The organism is Bacteroides sp. 1_1_30, from assembly GCF_020982715.1.
GTDB classification, from domain to species: domain Bacteria; phylum Bacteroidota; class Bacteroidia; order Bacteroidales; family Bacteroidaceae; genus Bacteroides; species Bacteroides xylanisolvens.
In genome coordinates, this window is record NZ_JAJKHN010000080.1 from 1 (window position 1) to 22717 (window position 22717).

The 22717-nt window shown below is 38.9% G+C and carries 16 protein-coding genes; 9 read left to right on the forward strand and 7 right to left on the reverse strand.

Annotated features, from left to right (window positions below):
- The 5 genes from LPH68_RS20105 to LPH68_RS20125 form a co-directional block, all read left to right on the forward strand.
- On the forward strand, positions 1-191 hold a 191-nt coding region (locus tag LPH68_RS20105; RefSeq protein ID WP_230297103.1), incomplete at its 5' end, for a hypothetical protein.
- Position 192: 1 nt separating this feature from the next.
- On the forward strand, positions 193-2214 hold the full coding sequence (locus LPH68_RS20110; RefSeq protein ID WP_117811578.1) for a site-specific DNA-methyltransferase: 2022 nt from the start codon (positions 193-195) through the stop codon (positions 2212-2214).
- Positions 2215-2245: 31 nt separating this feature from the next.
- Complete coding sequence (locus tag LPH68_RS20115) at positions 2246-3691, forward strand: ATP-binding protein (RefSeq protein WP_230297104.1); 1446 nt, start codon at positions 2246-2248, stop codon at positions 3689-3691.
- Positions 3688-6795, forward strand: coding sequence for a type III restriction-modification system endonuclease (locus LPH68_RS20120; RefSeq protein WP_230297105.1), 3108 nt, complete (start codon positions 3688-3690; stop codon positions 6793-6795). Before LPH68_RS20115 ends, LPH68_RS20120 begins: the two co-directional genes overlap by 4 nt.
- 8 nt (positions 6796-6803) lie before the next feature.
- Positions 6804-8585 carry a DUF262 domain-containing protein gene (locus LPH68_RS20125; protein ID WP_141409017.1) on the forward strand — a complete coding sequence of 594 codons (1782 nt, stop codon included), beginning with the start codon at positions 6804-6806 and terminating at the stop codon, positions 8583-8585.
- Positions 8586-8865: 280 nt separating this feature from the next.
- Here the strand turns inward: LPH68_RS20125 and LPH68_RS20130 are convergent, their stop codons facing one another.
- Positions 8866-11643: an AAA domain-containing protein gene (locus LPH68_RS20130; RefSeq protein ID WP_151923519.1), complete on the reverse strand. Its 2778-nt coding sequence runs from the start codon at positions 11641-11643 to the stop codon at positions 8866-8868.
- A gap of 249 nt (positions 11644-11892) precedes the next feature.
- Here LPH68_RS20130 and LPH68_RS20135 point away from each other — a divergent pair, with 249 nt between their 5' ends.
- On the forward strand, positions 11893-12933 hold the full coding sequence (locus LPH68_RS20135) for an alcohol dehydrogenase (RefSeq protein WP_255679502.1): 1041 nt from the start codon (positions 11893-11895) through the stop codon (positions 12931-12933).
- 20 nt (positions 12934-12953) lie between these two features.
- On the forward strand, positions 12954-13430 hold the full coding sequence (locus LPH68_RS20140) for a low molecular weight phosphatase family protein (protein WP_151923521.1): 477 nt from the start codon (positions 12954-12956) through the stop codon (positions 13428-13430).
- 53 nt (positions 13431-13483) lie between these two features.
- On the opposite strand, the gene LPH68_RS20145 is transcribed toward LPH68_RS20140, so the two are convergent.
- Entirely contained in the window at positions 13484-14287 is an 804-nt protein-coding gene (locus tag LPH68_RS20145) for an RNA methyltransferase (RefSeq protein ID WP_118194682.1), read from the reverse strand.
- Positions 14288-14348: 61 nt separating this feature from the next.
- The gene (gene mnmE, locus LPH68_RS20150) at positions 14349-15746 is read right to left on the reverse strand and encodes a tRNA uridine-5-carboxymethylaminomethyl(34) synthesis GTPase MnmE (protein WP_151923522.1); all 1398 of its coding nucleotides are present in this window, start codon (positions 15744-15746) and stop codon (positions 14349-14351) included.
- A gap of 134 nt (positions 15747-15880) precedes the next feature.
- Here mnmE and LPH68_RS20155 point away from each other — a divergent pair, with 134 nt between their 5' ends.
- Positions 15881-17788, forward strand: coding sequence for an ATP-binding protein (locus tag LPH68_RS20155; protein ID WP_151923523.1), 1908 nt, complete (start codon positions 15881-15883; stop codon positions 17786-17788).
- An 82-nt stretch (positions 17789-17870) separates the two neighbouring features.
- Positions 17871-18530, forward strand: coding sequence for an NAD(P)-dependent oxidoreductase (locus LPH68_RS20160; protein WP_128858385.1), 660 nt, complete (start codon positions 17871-17873; stop codon positions 18528-18530).
- Positions 18531-18647: 117 nt separating this feature from the next.
- Here the strand turns inward: LPH68_RS20160 and LPH68_RS20165 are convergent, their stop codons facing one another.
- The 4 genes from LPH68_RS20165 to LPH68_RS20180 form a co-directional block, all read right to left on the reverse strand.
- Positions 18648-19526 carry a nucleoside phosphorylase gene (locus LPH68_RS20165; protein WP_004320316.1) on the reverse strand — a complete coding sequence of 293 codons (879 nt, stop codon included), beginning with the start codon at positions 19524-19526 and terminating at the stop codon, positions 18648-18650.
- Positions 19527-19682: 156 nt separating this feature from the next.
- Positions 19683-20684 carry a flotillin-like protein FloA gene (gene floA / locus LPH68_RS20170; RefSeq protein ID WP_004304885.1) on the reverse strand — a complete coding sequence of 334 codons (1002 nt, stop codon included), beginning with the start codon at positions 20682-20684 and terminating at the stop codon, positions 19683-19685.
- Positions 20685-20706: 22 nt separating this feature from the next.
- Entirely contained in the window at positions 20707-21177 is a 471-nt protein-coding gene (locus LPH68_RS20175) for an NfeD family protein (protein ID WP_009040378.1), read from the reverse strand.
- Between the two features lie 16 nt (positions 21178-21193).
- Positions 21194-22615: a tetratricopeptide repeat protein gene (locus tag LPH68_RS20180; RefSeq protein ID WP_009040379.1), complete on the reverse strand. Its 1422-nt coding sequence runs from the start codon at positions 22613-22615 to the stop codon at positions 21194-21196.
- Positions 22616-22717 lie beyond the last annotated feature (102 nt).

The window sequence follows — 22717 nt, forward strand, 5'->3', positions numbered from 1 at the left end:
CATTAAAATCGACAGATTTAGTTAATTGTATCAATTTTATTATTGTAAAAAAAGACCAGCAAATCCCTTCAATAATTCGTTTGATACGCAATTCTAAGTCTTTATTTGGATGTGAGGAAGTTACTGAGGAACAACGGAATTTATTGATTAGTAGAGTTACGTCATTTGAAACAATTGAAAATAACTATTGATATGGATAAACTAAAAATGCAGACGCTAGATGGCGTTCAAAGAAATATAGATAAGATTGCAGTTCTTTTTCCGAACTGTATAACAGAGAAAATGGCTACAGATGGCGGGATAGTTCATGCTATTGATTTTGATAAGCTCCGTCAAGAACTATCTTCAGAGATTGTAGAAGGTCGTGAGGAACGTTATCAGTTTACATGGCCGGACAAGAAGAAGGCGATACTTCTTGCTAATTCACCTATCAATGCTACACTTCGCCCTTGTCGTGAAGAGAGTGTTGATTTTGATAATACGCAGAATCTTTATATTGAAGGTGATAATCTTGATGTGTTGAAATGCTTGAAAGAGACATATCTTGGTAAGGTGAAGATGATTTATATTGATCCACCTTATAACACGGGAAAAGATTTTGTATATAATGATGATTATATGCAAAATGTGAAAAGTTATATAGATAATAGTGGGCAATTAGATTATGTGGGAAATCAGTTGGAACCAAATCTTGAAAGTAATGGACGTTTTCATACTGATTGGCTAAATATGATATACCCAAGAATAAAAATATCAAAAGATTTGTTGGCGGATGATGGTATTATGTTTGTCTCTATTGATGAGCATGAGATTAGTAATCTTAAGAAAATTCTGACTGAAATATTTGGTGATTCATGTTATATAGGAACATTGATTATCCAAACCGCTACAGATAATAATCCTGGACAAATCAAAATAGAACATGAATATATGCTTTGTATTTGTAAAAACAGAAATACTCTTCGAAATTGGGAAAATAACAAAGAAGAAACAAAGTATATTCAAACTGAATATGAGAGGCTTAAGAAAATTTATTGCGATGATTGTGAGAAGATTCAAGATGGGCTTCGAATTTATATAAAGAAAAATTCTAAACTTCTAAAAGGAATCACTCATTATGATAATGTGGATTCTAAAGGTGTATTTCATGATGGTGATATTGCGAATACTGCTTTTGGAGGATATGAATATGATCTTATACATCCAGTGACGAAGAAAGTCTGTAAAATGCCAGAAAAAGGCTTTCGCTTTCCGTGGGATACGATGAAGCGTATGTTAGAAGAAGACAATATTCTTTTTGGAAAAGATGAAACTACTTTGCCAAAACCCAAAAATCGTTTGGAAGATGTTAAAGACAAGTTAAGATCTGTAATATATGAAGATGGACGCAGTTCTACTAAACGTTTTGAATTGCTTATGGCAAGAGATATTTTTCAAAACCCAAAATCGGACACAATTTTGGCAAGGCTAATCGAATTTATTTGTAAAGATGGAGATATTGTTCTTGATTTCTTTTCTGGATCGGGGACAACAGCTGAAGCTGTCTTTAATTTAGCATTGAAAGATATAAAATTAAAATTTATACTTGTACAGCTTCAAGAGAATCTTGATGAATCAATTAAAGTTGCTACAAGTAAAGCAAAGAAAACAATGACTAACGCAATTAATTTTTTAGACTCTATAAAGAAACCTCATTTAATTACTGAAATAGGGAAAGAAAGAATTCGTCGCGCAGGGAAGCAAGCTTTAGAAGAGTATAAAAGAAAAAGGATAAATTTGATTACTAATAGTGAATATAAAACATTTGATATTGGTTTCCGTGTTCTCAAACTTGACAGTAGTAACATGGAAGATATATATTACTCTCCAGCAGAATACAATCAGCAAACTCTCTTTGCAAAGACCGAGAGTGTCAAATCCGACCGTACAAGTGAAGACCTGCTCTTCCAGGTAATGCTTGAATTAGGTGCCACACTTGATAGTAAGATTGAGCAAATAGAAATAAAAGGTAAGACTATCTATAATGTAGCCACCAATTATCTTGTTGCTTGTTTTGATAATGAAATAGATGATAGTGTAGTTACTGCTATTGCCAAAATGCAGCCCCAATATGCTGTGTTCCGTGATAGCTCGATGGCAGACGATAGCACTGTCACTAACTTTGAACAGATATTTAAAACTTATTCTCCAAATACGGTAACAAAAGTACTATAAGAAACAATGAAACCGGAATAATCAGAAGTAAATGATGGATAATATAATTAAACGGCTGATTGGCGAGAATACCACTTGTGATTTCAAAGAATTTTTGGAACGCAAACAGTTCAAAAGCTGGTTGAAGAGTGTCAGTGCTTTTGCCAATGGACTTGGTGGTTCATTATTCTTTGGTGTAAATGATGATGGCGAAGTAGTAGGTTTGAGTAACATTAAATCAGATACAGAGTTTATTAGTGATAAAATAAAGACTATAATAGATCCTATACCAGACTTTGAACTGAAAACATTCCAAACAGAAGACGGAAAAAATATTCTCGAACTTCGTGTACTATCAGGAAGTATGACGCCTTATTATTTCGTGAATAGTGGAAGCCGTATCGCTTTTGTAAGGATGGGGGATGAAAGCGTTGTAGCCAACGCCCATCAGCTAAGCGGTTTAGTACTCAAAGGTAGAAATGTAACGTATGATTCATTATCTACGGAATACACCTTGAAAGAAATGAGTTTTGATGTATTGGCAAAAGCTTATGAGAAACAAACCGGTTCTCCCTTTCAAGAAAAGTTGTTACGTTCATTCTCTCTGATTACTGACAAAGGCTTCTTAACAAATGCGGGTGTGCTTTTTTCAGACCAATGTCCTTATAGACATTCAAGTCTTTATTGCACCAGATGGACAGGTATTCATAAAGATGATGCCAAAGACTCTCGTGAGTATCAGGGAAACTTATTGTCGTTGCTTGATGCGGGAGAACAATTTGTGGATTTACACAATTTGAAAGGATGGATAAAATTGCCGAACCGCCGCCTGAACACTCCTGATTACTCACGCCGTGCAGTGTTTGAAGCATTGGTTAATGCGTTTATACATCGTGATTATTCAGAGTTGGGAAGTGAAGTTCATATTGATATTTACGATGATCGATTGGTTATTTATTCTCCGGGAGGAATGTTTGATGGAACACTTATTCAAGACCGGGACTTGGATGATGTTTCATCCAAACGTCGTAATCCTATATTAGCTGATGTGTTTGCACAGTTGGATTTCATGGAAAAGAGAGGAAGTGGATTACGAAAGATATATAATGAAACGGCAAAACTTCCGGGTTTTACTGAAGCAAAAGAACCTAGATTCCGTTCACAAGCTACTTCCTTTTATACTGAACTGCTGAATAATAATTATAGAAGTCAAACGAATGACCCTGTAAATGACCCTGTAAATGACCCTGTAAATGACCCTGTAAATGACCCTGTAAAATCATTTACTTTACTGCAAAAGGACTTAATCTCATTGTTAAAAGAAACCCCGACTATAACTCGGCCTGAATTATGTGAACGTTTAAACGTAAGTCTGGCAACAATCAGAAGGGCTATAGCTCAATTAAAAGAGTTAAACATTATAGAACGAATAGGTTCAGACAAAGCAGGATACTGGAAAGTGAAATCGGGAGTGGACAAATTAATAAAAGGAAGATGATGAAACTTAAATTCAAGATACAACAATACCAAACAGATGCTGTCGAAAATGTAGTGAAGGTATTTAACGGACAGCCTAACAAGGGCTTGGCAGAGTATGTAGTGGATAAAGGAAAAACGTATGTAAAGGATAATGGTAAGCTGACAGAAGTCAAGAATATACATTTTGAAGAAGACTCTACCGGATATAAAAACGGAGATATAGTTTTGACTAAAGATGAATTATTGAAAAACATTCATCAGGTTCAGACTGAAAATAATATTCGTTTATCAAATGAGGTGGTAGACAAGCTTGGGCATTGTCAGCTTGATGTTGAGATGGAAACCGGTACAGGTAAAACATACGTCTATATCAAAAGTATGTTTGAACTCAACAAACTGTATGGATGGACTAAGTTTATTGTGGTTGTACCAAGTGTTGCCATTCGTGAAGGTGTAAAGAAAAGCTTTGATATAACGGTCGACCACTTTATGGAGCACTATGGGAAGAAAGCACGTTATTTTATTTATAACAGTAATAATCTGAATCAAATAGATACGTTTTCTCAAAGTGGTGACATCTCTGTAATGATTATTAATACACAGGCTTTTAATACTTCTTTGAAAGAGGGGGCGAAAAATTCCGCTGCCCGCATCATTTACTCCGTACGTGATGAGTTTGGCAGTCGTCGACCAATTGATGTTATATCTGCCAATCATCCGATCATCATTCTTGATGAACCGCAAAAGATGGGCGGAGCAGCGACACAAACCGCTTTAGCTCGCTTTAACCCTCTTTTTACGTTGAACTATTCAGCCACTCATAAAGAAACGCACAATCCTGTTTATGTGTTGGATGCATTGGATGCTTACAATCAAAAACTGGTGAAGAAGATTGAGGTAGTAGGTTTTGAATTGAAACATCTTAAAGGTACGGATAGTTACATGTATCTGGAAGATATTGTTTTGTCCAAGACAGAAGCTCCCAAAGCTCGTCTTGAAATAGAAGTGAAACACGCCAATAACATTAAGAGAGAGGTAAAGAATCTCGGTGTCGGAGATGATTTGTTTTACGTGTCTAATGAATTGGAGCAATATCGTGGTTATACTATTTCTGATATACATATTGATACAATGGATAGTAGTCATAGTACTGTTTCATTTTCCAACGGAAAAATGATGTATATTAAAGATGTGTATGGGGATATTTCGGCTGATCACAAAGCACGTATTCAAATCAGGGAAACTATAAAGGCACATTTTCGCAAGGAAGCTTCTCTGTTTAAACGTGGAATCAAAACGCTTTCGCTTTTTTTCTTGGATGAAGTTTCCAACTATAGGAAATATGATGAAGACGGACAGCAAACGCTTGGACGTTATGGTGAAATATTCGAGCAAGAATATAGAGCAGAATTGAATAATAATCAGAATATGTTTGATGCTGATTACATGTCTTATCTAGGAAGTATTTCCACGCATGAAACTCATGCGGGTTATTTCAGCATTGATAAGAAAGGGAGAAGTGTCAATAGTGATATAAAACGTGGTTCAGACCAATCAGACGATATTTCGGCTTACGACTTGATTTTAAAGAACAAGGAACGTCTGCTTAGCTTTGACGAACCGGTTCGTTTTATCTTTTCTCATTCAGCCTTGCGTGAAGGGTGGGATAATCCGAATGTATTTCAAATCTGTTCACTTCGCCAATCTAATAGTGTAAGTCAGAAGAGACAGGAAGTTGGTCGTGGTCTGCGACTTTGTGTTGACCAGTATGGTATCCGCATGGATGCGGAAATACTGCCAGATGAAGTTCATAGTGTGAACAAACTGACCGTTATAGCCTCTGAAGGATATGCTTCTTTTGTGGCAGATTTGCAGAAGGACATCAAGGCAGATCTCTACGATCGTCCTACCAAGGCTGATATTGATTTCTTTATTGGTAAGATTCTCTTTTTCAATGAAGGGAAGAAGTATACTGTTTCCAAAGAAGACGCACAAGAAATTGTATTCCAGTTGCGTATGAACGGTTATATTACGAAAGGTGGTGAGGTTACAGATATATTCCGTGAGGACTTGAAGAATAATAATTTGAAACAACTTCCTGATGAACTGGAACCACTGACAGATGCTGTTTATAAACGTGTTCAGTCTATCTTCGATAGTAAGGTCCTTGATGATATGATTGGCAATGGTAGCAAACCACAAACACCGCCTAATACGCTCAATGATAATTTTGCAAAGAAGGAATTTCAGGAGTTGTGGAAGCGTATCAACCATAAATACGCTTATAAAGTTCAATTTGACAGTAACGAGTTGATTGAAAAAGCTGTGGAAGCTATTAATAGAGAGTTGGAAGTCACTCAACTGACTTATGTGATAACGAAAGGTGTTCAGAAGGATGAACTAAAGAAAGATGATGTCGTTTCAGGTGAGATGCTTCAAAAAAAGGCGTCGCAGATGGATAGATTGACTACAGATGTGGTTAGCCATGTGAAGTATGATCTTATTGGTAAAATAGCATCCGGCACGACACTCACCCGTAAAACAGTAGCGGCAATACTGACAAAAATCCGTCCGGTTAAGTTTGATCTGTTTAAGGCAAACCCGGAAGAGTTTATTACTAAGGTTACTCGGCTTATTCTTGAACAAAAAGCGACTATGATTGTGGAGCATATTTCATATAATCAAGTGGATGGTGAATATGACAGCAGTATCTTTACACAGGAAAAACATACTTCTATGGATAAGGCTTTCAAAGCTCAAAAGAGTATTCTTGACTATGTATTCACTGATGGAATAGCGGAAAAGAGTAATGAACGTAAATTTGTAGAAAGTCTTGATATTTCTGATGAAGTGGCAGTATATGCGAAACTACCCAAGGGGTTCCACATTCCGACTCCTGTAGGAAATTATTCACCGGACTGGGCTATTGCTTTTGAAAAAGATAAAGTGAAGCATATCTATTTCATTGCTGAAACCAAGGGTTCAATGAGCTCCATGGAGTTGCGGGAAATTGAGAAAAACAAGATTGCTTGTGCAGAGAAACTTTTTGAGCAGTTAAGCAATTCAGGGGTTAAGTATGGTAAAATTGATAGTTATGATACTTTAATGAGTTTGGTAAAATAGTGACAGTTATGGGAAAAGAATTATTTGATAACATACCAAGTAAAGTTGGAGATTTACTTAATGATGTAAAAAATGGGCGTATTGGTTTGCCTGATTTGCAAAGACCTTTTGTTTGGAAAGATAATAAAGTTCGTGATTTGTTGGATTCAATGTTGAAAGGGTATCCAATTGGATATGTAATGCTTTGGGAATCACCTGCTAATTTTGAAAACAAAGGGCAGATTGGAATTAATGATAAAACCTTCAATACGGCTCGTGATTTAGTGATTGATGGACAACAGCGTCTTACAGCTCTGTTAGGAGCAATTAAAGGCATAAAGATTAAAAATGTAAACTATAAGGAACGGAATATTAAAATATCATTTAATCCTCTGAAAAGAGAATTTGCAGTTTGGTCTCAAGCTTATGAGCGTAATCCGGAATGGATTAGTGCTGTAAGTCAAGTCTTTGCTGCCCATGAAGAACAATTAAATGTTACTAAATTCCGGAAAGCATATATTAGTCAACTTAATGAAAGTCGTGTAAGAAACGAGTTGCCAAGACTTTCTGATGATGAAGAAATAGTTATAGAGGAAAATATTAATGCTCTTTTGAATTTAAATATTTATCTTCTGCCAACATTAAGAATTAGTGCAACAGCATCTGAACAAGATGTGGCGGATATTTTTGTTCGTGTGAATTCTGGCGGGCAAAAACTGACTGAAAAGAACTTTATAGAAACGTTATTAGCTGTCTATGACAATGAAATTCATGATAAAATAAATGATTTTTGCCGGACTTCACGTATTCCGGAAGCTGGAACTTCATATAATCATATTCTTGAAGTAAATCCAGTGCACTTGATACGTGCTACTGTAGGTATAGCTTTCAAACGTGCAAGATTGAAATACGCCTATATGCTTTTGAGAGGTAAAGATCTTCAGACCGGGCAATTTGCAGAAGAAATAAGAACGGATAATTTATTGAAGTTTAGAGAAGCGCTAACTTTGGTTGTTAATCTTAATCATTGGCATGCGTTTATGAATATTGTAGCAGAAGCCGGTTATCTTAATGGTTCGCTGGTTTCATCAGAAAATGCAATTGTGTTTTCATATATGTTATATCTTATCGGAAAAACAGAATATAATGTCCAGCCTATGGAGTTGAAGAAAATCATGCAACGATGGTTCTTTATGACTACGATAAAAGGATTTTATACAAACTCTCCTGAATCAGCTGTTGAAAAGCAATTTGCAGATTTACGTAAAGTTCATACATCAAGAGACTTTGTAGACTATTTGGATAATGAAATAAAATCTCAATTTACTGATGACTATTTTAAATATAATTTGCCAAATGACCTTGTCACATCCTCAACTCAATCGCCAGCATGGTATGGCTATGTGGCATCGCTTAATGTACTTGGTTATCCCATGTTATTTAGTAATACACCAACATCTAAATACTTTATCGTAGGGGCTAGTGGGGGAAAGTCTTCTATTGATATTCATCATATATACCCAAAGAATTATCTTTCCCAAATTGGTATTGAAGATGATCGTGAAAGGAACCAAATAGCTAATTATACATTTCTTGACTATTCTACGAATATTGATATTTCAGATAATCCTCCTTCTGAATATGTTCTAGCTTATAAGAGTAGGTTAGGTGTCGAAGGGTATAAAATTACATGTTTCCAAAATGCATTACCTGAAAATTTTGAGAATCTTGAATATCATGATTTCTTAACTAAGCGTCGTGTGTTAATGGCAGAATTAATTTTTAGAGCGTATAGAAAGTTATCAGAATAATATGTATGGCTTTTAGTAATATTGGGAATAGTCTTGATGTAAAATTCAATGTGTATCGTATATCATACCAACAAATAATCAGAGCTTCGAATAATTAAAATATTTCTTTTGGGAAATTAGTGTACCAAGCTGCTGCCACTCCATATATAATACTTTGGGGTGGCGGTAATATTAAAGAATACGTTTTTCTAGTAACATATAGGTATTAATATAGAAATATTAGTTGTTGGAATATGCAGAAACTCCTATTCTAAAAAAAATATGATTTGCAATGAACATTCTAATGCAAGTTTAATACTTCACTTAACTTATCTCCAATAATTTTCTTCTCATTACTACCTATAGTAGACAATCTCACCAACGGAATTCCGTACAACTCTAAAATACGATCCTTTTTAATATCACGTTCCGACTGACTTGTCCCTGATTTGTGGAATGTATAACCATCCGTCTCGATAGCCAATATCGGTTGTTTACTCACACGATTATAAATTAGAAAGTCAATATGAGTGTTTATATTTGCAGCATATTTGCTTTCCTTTTCATTCAATAGAGAATAATCCTGAATCAACATATAGAGTGGTAAATGGCAAATGATATTCAAATGACGCATATTGATATTTTCTTTCAGGATATCCTCGAGTAAGGCGAATGTAAGATTCTCGGAATCGTATTCGGATATTTTCTTGTGTTTTTTCAAATAGGCAATTCGAGCATCTGTATATTGCTCATATAAATAATCGAATATAGAATGAATCTTACTGGTGGAAACAGTGCCATTGTTATATTCGATATAAGCGATCAAATCGCTGATATTGCAGTCTTTGGGTTGTTCATTTCCCGATACAACTAAGTAGAATTGTGACTTAGCCCGCGAAACAGCAACATTGAGCAGGTTGGGATCGTCGGAAAAGGAAGTGATGACATCGTCGACAGTGGTCATAATGATAGCATCCTTTTCTCTTCCCTGAAACTTATGGACTGTTGCGACATCAATATCCTCTTCAAGTGCGGATTTTACTGCATCTACTTGTTTGTTATATGGAGCTATGACGCCAATTTCATCTGTTTCATAGGATAGATTCGGTAGTACTTCCTCTTTGATAACATCTATTTCCCGTTGATTCATGTGGCTGCGGGAGTGGTTACCTTTGGCTGTCCGTATGGCACAAATGACATCCTCTTCTCCTTTATCACGTGTCATGATGACAAGATTTCCACCATAAAATTTCTGATTACAGAAGTTGATGATTCGGGGATGGCATCGATAATGTTCCCGTAACAAGGTCTGTGGTACATTCGGAATAACTTTGCAGACGGATTGCAGAAAACTCATATTGGCACAATCATATTCCGGCTTAATCAGGCAGGCATTAGCGATAAAGTTTAGCTTTTCCTTATTTTCTTCCGTGACTACATTGGGAAGTTGCATGGTGTCACCGACAATGATTGCATTTTTAGCACATGACAAGGCTAAAGCTCCGGTTTCAACGGAAACCTGTGACGCTTCGTCCATAATGATATAATCATATACGGCATCTCGTTGCAGACTGCCTAATGATGAAAAGGTAGTGCTTAATATGATAGGATATTCTTTTTGTACCTCTCGCCAATTATTTTTTAGATCAGGGAGCGTAAAGATGGGCTTGTCATGATTATTGCCATAGGTATGAAATAACTGATTCTTTAGATATTTCATTGATGTATCGGCCATTTGTCTAGCCATTTCTGCTGCATCTTTGTTGGCAAGCTCCTTTTCTAATGTGTCTATTTCAACTTCCAGTTCTGCATACTTTGTTTGGTAGAATAAGATTTGGAAGTCGGCGATAATCAAACTCATCTCCCGTTTATAAAAACCTTTATCGGGGATTTTACAAATCGCTTTGCTCCTGAATTTAAAGAATAACCATTTCAACCGTTGAATAAAAGCTGCTATTCCCCGAAGACTTGATGATTGCTCTTTTTCTGCAAATTGTTGACATTCATTCCATAAATTCAGAAGGCCTGCCGAGCTGGAACTCTTTCGTTGTTGGAGAGTAATTTCTTTTGTCCCGAACTCTTGCAGATAATGTTGCCACTCTATTTTTAAAGCTTGTATTTCCTGTCTTGCCATGGCAAGGCGTTCCTGTTTGGAAAATATGCTTTTTAGTTCTTCTGTCTGATGATGTATCTGATTGAGAAATTGAGGTTGGTCGGCATCTGCATCATGCCATGACTCAAAGTTCTCCGGATATTGTTTTTCCTCTTCTTGAGTTTCGATGAATTTCTCTTTGTTAGCTGTGCTGCCAAGCAATGCAACAATGAATCCCATATCGTATTTGGATAACTTCTCAAGTACATTGACGATGGCGGAGTTATTATTAGATACTACCTGAACAGTCTTACCACGCACAAGGATATTGGCAATGATGTTCAGAATCGTTTGGGTCTTTCCAGTTCCCGGAGGTCCTTGCACAACACTGATTTGATTCTCAAAAGCTGCCTGGACTGCTTTTTGCTGGCTTGCATTACAACCGAAAGGAAAAATCAAGGTTGAGGCAGTCTGGGTCTGCATTTTATATTTTTGAGGATTCAGATATACAGCAATAGCTCTGTTGTTTGCGATGAAATGAATCTTTTCATATTGTTTTGCCAATAGCTTCGTTCCGTCATCAGCTTTCAATTCGTTCGCATCGGCAACTTTCTTCAAATATTCGAATATACTTTTCGAACGACTCTCTCCCAAGCATGATTCGATAATTTCTAAGTCCTTTTCTCTGTAATCATACTCTTTACCATTCTGAAAACAAATGTGCCAATAGCTGTGTGATCCGGCCTTAAAAATAGATAAGGCTTTGATGTTTGATAAAGTTCTCCCTTTACTGATTATTTGATAATTATTGGGGGCCGGTTTGTCCGGATCAGTCAGCCAAAGGACATTTTCTTCTTTGTAAGTATACGCACTAGGAACATTTCGGAATACTATCTTATAGTTGCCATTATGATTTTGGCAGCTTTCTATTTCGGGAGTCTTGATTTGACCTTTTATAATAACCAGATTTTCGGAAGTATCTATCATAGGCTTGTGTGTAAATATAATAGGTTGTGCTGTTGTTTTTATTTATTATTTGGGATATAAAAGTAAGAATATTTTCCAGAATATCAAAACTGAAGTAGAAAAAATAGTGAATGACTTTATTCAGCTTTATATTGTTATAAATATAGAGTGAGATTCGGTTTGGGAGTATTGAACGTGATAAAAGAGATTTGTTTTGCCAATGAAATCATTATCTTTGCAAGGTATATATTAATGAACAAGGAGTATATTATGCTTGCATACACATATATTGAACACGGAAAGTTTGAGTTACAGGAGAAAGCGAGACCGGAAATAAAGGATTCACGGGATGCAATCGTGCGTGTAACACTTGGTAGCATCTGCACCAGTGATCTTCATATTAAACATGGCAGTGTGCCGCGTGCTGTGCCCGGAATAACTGTCGGGCATGAGATGGTAGGTGTGGTAGAACAAGTAGGGGCTGATGTCACTTCGGTGAAGCCTGGTGACAGGGTGATTGTGAATGTCGAAACTTTCTGCGGTGAGTGTTTTTTCTGTAAGCATGGATATGTGAATAACTGTACTGATCCTAATGGCGGTTGGGCTTTAGGTTGCCGAATTGATGGTGGTCAGGCGGAATATGTCAGAGTTCCTTATGCAGATCAAGGTTTGAACCGTATTCCTGATACTGTGAGTGATGAACAAGCCTTGTTTGTCGGTGATGTACTTGCAACAGGTTTTTGGGCAGCACGTATCTCGGAAATTATCGAGGAAGATACTGTTCTGATTATCGGTGCCGGACCTACCGGAGTTTGTACTTTGCTATGTGCAATGTTGAAGCACCCTAAGCGTATCATTGTCTGCGAAAAGTCTCCTGAAAGAATTCGGTTTGTCCGCGAGCATTATCCTGATGTGTTAGTAACGGAGCCTGAAAATTGCAAGGATTTTGTGATTCAAAACAGTGACCATGGTGGCGCAGATGTTGTTTTGGAAGTAGCGGGGAGTGATGATTCTTTCCATTTGGCGTGGGATTGTGCTCGTCCTAATGCTGTTGTCACCATAGTAGCCCTTTATGACCAGCCGCAGCTTCTTCCTTTACCTGATATGTATGGCAAGAATCTGATTTTTAAAACAGGGGGAGTGGATGGTTGTGACTGTGCCGAGATTCTCAAACTGATTGAGGAAGGGAAAATTGATACTACTTCTCTTATTACACATCGATTTCCGTTGAATGAGATTGAGGAGGCTTATCGTGTCTTTGAAAACAAGCTGGATGGGGTTATTAAAGTAGCTATATCAGGAAATAAATGAAAATTAAATAGAAATCACATATGAAGAATATACTGATAGTGAGCAATAGTGATACGTGTCGCAGTCGTATGGCGCAAGAGATTTTAAACTCGTTCGGTAGAGGTATGAAGATTAGTACTGCCGGTGTTTTGGTTGGAAATTCTGTCCCTGATGTTGTTTGCCAGGTGATGGAACAGAATGGATATGACTTTTCACGTAGAAAGCCTTGTGATGTTGCTACGTATACCCAGCAGACATGGGATTATGTTATTACTCTTTGTCCGGAAGCGGAGGAAGTGCAAAAGGAAATGCAGGGGGTAGTGAGAAAATATGTTTCTTTTAATTTTGCAGATCCTTTTCGGGGAGGTATTCATGCCGATGATGAACAGGAAGAACGGGTGGTGGCACTATATAACGCTATGCATAAAGAACTGTATGAGTTTTTTCGGAGTGAATTAATGGAGAAACTCTTGCCTCGCTGTTCTTGTGGGGCGAATACATATTGTAGGTGTGAGTAGGAATATGAATAGAATCATATATGTGTCTCGTCCGGTGATGATGGCAGAGTTACTTAATCTTTAACACGAAGTTGCCAGAAAGCGATAGCGGATGCGGCAGCTACATTGAGTGAATCTACCCCGTTTGCCATAGGGATGCGAACCACATAGTCCGCATCGGTAATTGTTTCGCTTCGAAGACCGTCACCCTCGGTTCCCATCACAATGGCTAACTTGGGTTCGGTCGCTAAGATGGGACTATCAATCGAGATTGATTTCTCTGTAAGTGCCATAGCGACTGTGCGGAATCCCAGTTTATGCAATTCATTGGGAGAACCATCCAACCAAGCCCATGGTATCAGGAAAACAGATCCCATTGAAACTCTGACTGCACGTCGGTTCAACGGGTCGCAAGAATTGCGTGTCAGTAATATGGCATCTATCCCAAGAGCGGCTGCAGAACGGAAAATAGCTCCAATGTTGGTAGTGTCTACCACACCTTCAATGACTGCGATACGCCGTGCGCCTCTACATATTTCTTCTACACTTTTCGATGTCGGGCGGTGCATGGCACAGAGGACGCCGCGTGTGAGTGTATATCCGGTCAATGTGGCAAGCAGTTCTCTTGCACCCGTATAGACAGGTATATCATCACAACGTTCAATGATATCAGCAGCATCACCAGTGATATGCTTCTGCTCGCATAAAAGAGCTAAAGGTTCATAACCGGCATTTAGAGCTACATTAATAACTTTCGGACTTTCTGCAATAAACAGTCCCTTATCAGACTCGATACGATTACGTAGTTGAGCTTCAGTGAGAGTACTGAATATTTCTATTCTGGGATCAGTTAAGGAATGTATTTCTATAATGGGCATAGGATTTCTTACAACTATCTACTTTATTATATCAAATTATACCAATGATTGCATCTACTTTTTACTTGCCAATACAAAAATGTTGAAAGATATTCTGAAGCACCATATCATTCGTGACCTCACCAGCAATGTCCGAAATAAAGAATATACACTCTCGTGTGTCTTGTGAAAGAAAATCTCCGGAAATCTGCGAATCAAGTCCGTTTTGTACTCTATGGATAGCTTCCAAAGCTTTATTTAAAGCTTCGTAATGTCTTACATTTGTCACAATAATATCATTCTGTGTTACTGTGGGTAAATGTGCGGCATCAATAAGCATTTTTTGTAGTTCACTTGTATTCTCCCGTTGTTTGGCCGAGATGAAAATACATTCTGTAGACTCTTTAGGAAAGTCTTTTAATAAAGACTGTAAATTCTCTTTTTGCTTGTCTTCGATCAAATCAGCCTTATTAAATACAACAATCAAATGTTTTCCTTCACAACGCGGAATGATCTTCTCTGATAACTGCTCTATTTGAGAGCCTGCATTCACTGCATCTACCATCCAAAGAACAATCTCCGCCTGATCTAACTTTTGGAAAGTACGTTCGATACCGAGACTTTCAATCGTATCATTGGTTTCCCGGATTCCGGCAGTATCAATGAAACGGAAAGTGATTCCTCCGATGTTGATAGTATCTTCGATCACATCACGCGTTGTCCCGTGGATATCACTGACAATCGCTTTATCCTCATTTAATAATACATTCAGTAAAGTCGATTTTCCGGCATTCGTTTCACCGATAATAGCTACAGGGACACCGTTCTTTATAGCATTACCAACACTAAAAGAATGAGCCAACCGTGAAATGACCTGCTCGATTTCATCTGCCAGCTTCCTTAATGCCGAACGATCGGCAAATTCAACATCCTCTTCGCTGAAATCCAACTCCAGTTCAATCATAGAGGTGAAATTCAGCAATTTGTTGCGTAACTCCGTCAGCTCTTTGCTGAAACCACCTCGCATCTGGCTCATAGCCAAACGATGGGTGGCAGCAGATGAAGAAGCGATCAAGTCCGCCACAGCCTCTGCCTGACTTAAATCCATTTTTCCATTGAGAAAAGCACGTTGTGTATACTCTCCCGGTTGGGCCATGCGGCAACCGTTTTTGATAAGCAACTGCATCACCTGTTGAAGAATATAAGAAGAACCATGGCACGTGATTTCCGTACTATCTTCTCCTGTGTATGAATGAGGAGCACGGAAAAGACTGACGAGCACTTCGTCAATAATCTCGTCCCCGTCATAAATACGCCCGAATGTCAAAGTATATGGTTTTTGTTCGCTCAATAATTTGCCAGCTTTGGCTGGCTTGAAGATGCTGCCGGTAATAGAAATAGCTTCCGGACCGGAAACGCGGATGCTTCCGATAGCACCGCCTTGAGCGGTAGCGATGGCACAGATAGTATCTTGAATCATTCTTTTTTCTTTTTGGATGAGCAAAGATAATTGTTTCTAAGTAAAAAACAGAAAATTGAGCACAACTTGTGCTTTATTTGTTTATATTTGCTGCCGTGCAGTGGTACACCAAACAAAATAAAACAATAATGCTTATGGAACCAGCGATTAATTTATATTCTTCCAATGAAAAGAGTGAACTCATACGGGAGAACTCACAAGAAATACTTTCTGTCCTTGCAGCTCATCAAATAGCTTTGTGGGAATATGATATCATTACGGGCAAATGCTCCTTTTCAAACGATTATTTTTTTACACTGGGATTAAAGGATGCCGGGATCATTTTTGAAGATATAGATGATTTCTATCGGTTTATTCATCCGGAAGATATTGAATTCTATAAACAAGCCTTTGCAGAAATGCTTTTATCAGACTCTAAGACCTCACAAATTAGAGTTCGTTGTATAAGTGAACAAGGGAAAGTAATTTGGCTGGAAGATCATTTTCTGTCTTACAAAGAGAGTTGCGAAAGTCATCCGGGTAAACTGCTGGCATATACGGTGAACGTCACTTCACAATGCGAAAAGGAGCAACATATCAAATATCTGGAAGAGTATAATCGCAAAATAATTGAAGCATTGCCGGAATTCATTTTTATTTTTGATGATAATTTCTTTATTACCGATGTCCTGATGGCACCGGGAACGATATTGCTTCACCCTGTGGAAGTGCTACGCGGAGCAGATGGACGATCTATTTATTCACCGGAGGTTAGCGACTTGTTTATTTGTAACATTAGGGAATGTTTGCGTGATGGTAAGTTGAAGGAAATAGAATATCCGCTTGAAGTGGATGGAAGTCTGCATTATTTTCAGGCACGTATCGCCCCCTTTGAAGGAAACAGGGTACTTGCGTTGATACATGACATCGGAGACCGGATTCAGCGTTCGCAGGAATTGATCGAAGCTAAACGTCGTGCGGAAGATGCTGATAAAATGAAGTCGGTCTTTTTAGCTAATATGAGCCATGAAATTCGTACTCCGTTGAATGCTATTGTTGGTTTTTCGGAGATTATCGCAGTGACAGAAAATGAAGAAGAGAAAATGGAGTATCTGGAAATTATTCAGAAAAACAGTAACTTGTTATTACAGTTAATCAATGATATTTTAGACCTTTCCCGTATTGAATCCGGCAAATCGGAAATGCATTTCCAGCAGGTTGAGATTGCAGGACTAGTGGAAGAAGTGGAAAAAGTGCACCAGCTGAAGATGAAGTCGAATGTAGAATTGAAAGTGATTCGTCCCGAAGGAGAATACTGGACTTCTACTGATCGTAACCGTGTGATGCAGGTATTGTTCAATTTCTTGTCGAACGCGATTAAAAATACGGAAAAGGGAAGTATAACTTTAGGCTTGAAACATGAAGGACCCTGGCTGAAACTGTATGTCAGCGATACGGGTTGCGGTATATCCAAAGAGAAACTCCCTCAAATTTTCACCCGGTTTGAAAAACTGAATGATTTTGTGCAAGGCACCGGATTAGGGCTTTCAATTTGTAAAAGCATTGTAGAACGACTGGGCGGCCGTATCGAAGTAACTTCAGAATTAGGGCAGGGGAGTGTGTTTGCACTCTATTTACCCTATCAGGAAATACCGAAGGAGGTTGTCGAAAGAAGACTTCCGCATAAGAAGAATGTCGATGAGGATAAACGTAAAAAGATATTGGTGGTAGAAGACATTGAGTCGAACTTTGCCCAACTTAATATTCTTCTGAATAAGGAATATATTATTTCATGGGTACGCAACGGACAGGAAGCCATCAATAGTTTTATCCGCGAAAAGCCGGATTTGATTCTGATGGATATTCGTATGCCGATCATGGACGGTATTCAAGCCACTGAAAAGATCCGTACTATTTCTCTGACTGTGCCTATTATTGCAGTGACCGCGTATGCTTTCTATACTGAACAGCAACAGGCTATTCAGGCAGGATGCAACGCTGTTATCTCAAAGCCCTATTCTTTGGAAAGGTTGAAAGAGACAATAGAATCTTATATCGGATAATTAATTTTCTAAAAGAGAACTAACATTCTGAATGTTGTAGTGTTATTTATTATATAGTAGTAACATTATAATATATTAGAATATGGAGAAAGTGAAAAAGATAGTCCTTATCGGGGCAAGCGGCTTTGTGGGCTCTGCCCTTCTGAATGAAGCATTGAATCGTGGTTTCGAAGTTACGGCAGTAGTTCGTCATCCGGAAAAGATAAAGATAGAAAATGAAAATCTGAAAGTGGTGAAAGCCGATGTCTCCGCGCTTGATGAAGTGGCTGGCGTTTGTAAAGGTGCGGATGCTGTTATTAGTGCATTCAATCCGGGGTGGAATAATCCTGATATATACGATGAAACAATCAAAGTTTATCTGACCATTATTGATGGAGTGAAGAAAGCGGGTGTTAATCGTTTTTTGATGGTGGGCGGTGCCGGTTCTTTGTTTATCGCTCCGGGCTTGCGTCTGATGGATTCCGGTGAAGTACCTGAAAATATATTGCCGGGAGTGAAAGCTCTAGGAGAGTTCTATCTGAACTTTTTAAAGAAAGAAAAGGAAATAGACTGGGTATTTTTCTCTCCGGCAGCGGATATGCGTCCGGGAGTACGTACAGGACGTTATCGGTTGGGAAAAGATGATATGATTGTAGATATTGTAGGAAACAGCCATATCTCTGTTGAAGATTATGCCGCCGCCATGATTGATGAACTGGAATATCCGAAACACCACCAGGAGAGATTTACGATTGGTTATTAATAAAAAAATAATGGCTTGAATCCACACATATTATCAGTGAAAGATTCAAGCCATTATACATTCTTTTAATTGCAATTTTATTCTTTCGATTACAATTAAATCCTTCTGAATATAGATTTATATCCTGTCAAGTACTGTCTTAATCAGCGTATCGATTGTATTCTTATATCCGGTGTTGGCCTCTTTGATAAGTCGGTTGGCTATCACCATGCAGACGGTCATAGCCTTGTGTCCCATCAACCGGCTAAGTCCTGCCAAAGCCGAACTTTCCATTTCGAAGTTGGTAATTTTGTAACCTTTATATTCGAACGCTTCAATCTTATCATTTTGTTTCGGGTCTGCTAACGGGATACGAAGTTCACGTCCTTGAGGACCGAAGAAACCTCCGGCAGCGATTGTCACTCCACGTACCATGTCGTCTTTGGCGATCCGGTCGATCAATTCTTCATTGGCATCAATGACGTAAGGAGCAGGAGCGCACATATTTCCCGACCAACCCATGTGATTGAGGAAAGCACGTTCGAAAGGCAAATCGCATACGGCATTACGTCCGGCATAGAAATTCAGTAACCCGTCGAAACCGATGGACTTTTGCGAACATACAAAAGTTCCGACAGGCGTATTGGGTTGTAGACCGCCACATGTGCCGATACGCACTAATTCCAGTTGGCGGAACTGATCCTTTTCTTCACGGGTGACAAAGTCGATATTGGCGAGTGCATCTAATTCATTCATCACGATGTCGATGTTATCGCAACCGATTCCTGTAGAGACTACCGTAATTCGTTTACCTTTGTAAGTACCCGTGATGGTTTTGAATTCGCGGCTTTCCACTTCACATTCTTTGTTTTCGAAATGAGAAGCTACGAGTGCTACACGTCCGGGGTCACCTACCAGGATTACTTTATCTGCCAACCATTCGGGTTTTACGTGAAGATGGAATACTGAACCGTCTTCATTGATTATCAATTCAGAGGATGGAAAGTACTTTTTCATGTCATTGAAAGGTTTTAGTTTTATAATAGGATTGTATCTATAAATAGAAACGCCGGAACCGGATTTAAGTTCAGAAGAAGTCTCTTTCTTTTTCCATAGGAAAGGGGAGAACGTCTTACGACTGAAATAAAATCGGATTCCGGCGTTTGTGAACGATTATTTGCTCAATGGCTGATTGCCAGCATTGCCTGTTGTCGGCTTGGCGATATTCTCACGCATGGAAGTATCAGCTTCGATATTCTTCATGCGATAATAATCCATGATGCCTAAGTTTCCACTGCGGAAAGCTTCAGCCATTGCTTTAGGAACTTCAGCTTCTGCTTCGATCACTTTGGCACGAGCTTCCTGCGCTTTTGCTTTCATTTCCTGTTCGGAAGCTACTGCCATAGCACGGCGCTCTTCAGCTTTTGCCTGTGCAATATTCTTATCTGCATTAGCCTGATCGATTTGCAGAGCCGCACCGATGTTCTTACCTATGTCGATGTCCGCAATATCAATAGACAGAATCTCAAAAGCAGTTCCTGCGTCCAGACCTTTACGAAGTACAAGTTTAGAGATAGAATCCGGATTCTCCAATACCGATTTATGGTTTTCAGAAGAACCGATAGACGAAACGATACCTTCACCTACACGGGCAAGGATCGTATCTTCACCTGCACCACCGACCAGCTGGCGGATATTGGCACGTACTGTAACACGAGCCTTGGCTATCAACTGGATACCGTCTTTCGCAACAGCCGTTACAGGAGGAGTATCAATCACTTTCGGGTTTACAGACATCTGTACAGCTTCGAATACGTCACGTCCTGCCAGGTCGATAGCAGTAGCCATCTGGAAAGGCAATTCGATGTTGGCTTTCGATGCCGATACTAAGGCGTGAACTACCTTTTCTACGTGTCCGCCAGCCAGATAATGGGCTTCCAGTTCGTCGCGGGTGATATTTTTCAGACCGGCTTTGTGGGCTTCGATCATTCCCGGAACGATGATATACGGCGGAACGTTACGTATACGCATTAAGAATAGTTGTATCAGCGAGATGTTAACTCCCGAAACTTTAGCCGACAACCAAAGGAAGAACGGCACGTAATGGAAAAATATTATCAAGAAGATAATACCTCCGGCTATCAGAAAGATAGGCAAGTAGAAAGATGATTCCATTGATGTTTTTATTAAGTGAATATTATTCTTTGTGTTTCTCAACCATGATTGTACCGTCGGTGATCCGGCTTACGATTATCGGAGTCTTCTCATTGAGGAACCCGTCTATTGACTTTACCTCTACAATTTTTCCGTTAATCTCGGCATAACCGATTTGTGCCAGGCGGGTAGTACTGATTCCTATATCACCCACTTTGACGCTATCTTCTGCGCTACGGTCTATTTTTGAATCGATATCTTTTTTCAACGCCAGTTTGTCCAGCATTTTCGATCGCATAAACCAAATCAGTGATCCGATGCAGGCAACCGTTGATATGCCAAGAGTGACAAATCCTCCTGCCATACCTAAATTGGTGAATGCATAGTAGTTGGCATACAGGATGCAAACCAATGCAGAAATTCCGGCCAGACTAATGCCCGGGATGACGAACAGTTCTACCAGAAACAGTATGACTGCGGCAATAATGAGAACGGCGATAATGAGTATATCCATAGTTCAGAGTTATTATTTATTTTGTTTTTTCTGCATTACGTACATTCACTTCGAGAGCATCGAGTTCTTCGGACATTTGCAGTATCCGCTTTTCGAGGTCGAGAATGGCAGGAGCCATTTTGGCTTTTCCCTGTTGGTTGGCACCGGCATATTGTTGACGAAGGCCGTTCAGCTTTTCTTCTTGTTGATAATAGTCTTTTTCCATCTGCTGATAGCGTTGGAAAAGTGTCTTGGCTTTTGCGGATTTAAAGTCGCTCATCAGATAGTAAGTCGTATGGTCGTCAATGACAAACTCAAAGTCCATGGCACGGCGTTCTTTGGGCTTATGACTGATAGCAGCTTTCAATCGTTGCAGTGCTTCGGTAACCGCTTGTTTATCCTTCCAGGTTTCTTTCAGCGAATGAATCTGTGCCAGACGAATGATCTCTTGCTGCTCCATTGCTTCATAATTATAAGTCTGTTTGGAAGTGTTAGGGATGAATACATAAATACATATCTTTCCTTCCGGTTGGAAACGGTCGGAAGCAAACCATCCGAGGTTGTTGTATTCATCGATGACGTACATATAATCGTTGTACGGCGAGTTGAACGGCATACCCACATTTTCCGGAACAAGATAAGTGTCGGTATTCGTGTTGTAGCGAGTGACAAAAATATCATAGCCACCCAATCCCTCGCCATCGCTGGCGTAATAAACGGTGACTCCATCCGATAGAACAAACGGATAATTCGCATTCCCGGAAGCATTGATACTACCCGGTAACGGACGTCCGTCACTCCATTCATTCAACAACTTGTTCTTTGAAAAGATATCAAGATTACCTTTCTCGCCCTTTTCGCTATAATAAATTTTATTTCCGATTTCTGTTTCATAAACAGTTCCCGGATGATCTCCTTCTGTCTTGAAGAATTCATTGAAAGTAAACAGTTTGCCCGATTCTTCGCTGATCTTGTAAGCGTTCAGGAAAGTTGCTTTGTCCACAACGAAACTGTCGATGATACATACTTCCTCAACCCCCTTCAACATACGAAGGTCAGATTTGCTTTTCTCCAGAAGTTTCTCCGCTTCTTCCGTCGGTTTCTTGCGTTTACTTAAGTCTGCGATGTATTCTTCAAAGCAGTTCACTGCGTCTTCAAAGCGGTACGTCTCATTATATGCTTGTCCCAAATAGAGTTGTCCACCGGTGATACGTTTCTTTACCGCTATTTCAAGAGGTTTCACCGCCTCTTCCGCCTCTCCGGTTTTCAGGCAACATACGCCATACCAATAATTATAATTCCCGTTCGACGGTTGTGATTTAGTATACTTCTTAAAAACTGGTTTGGCTTGTTCGTACTCACCTTTGGTAAATAAGGTGCGTGCCTGTTCCAACGTTTGTGCAGAGACTTCGCAAAGGAAGAGGCTGCAAATTAAAAATAGAATATATTTTCCTTTCATCGTTTTGAGCGTTTATGAGTGACGGGTAGATTGAAAACATCGCTGCTTTCGGGCACCGGTCCATTTATCAATTGTTCAAAAGTACAAATTTATTAGAAATAA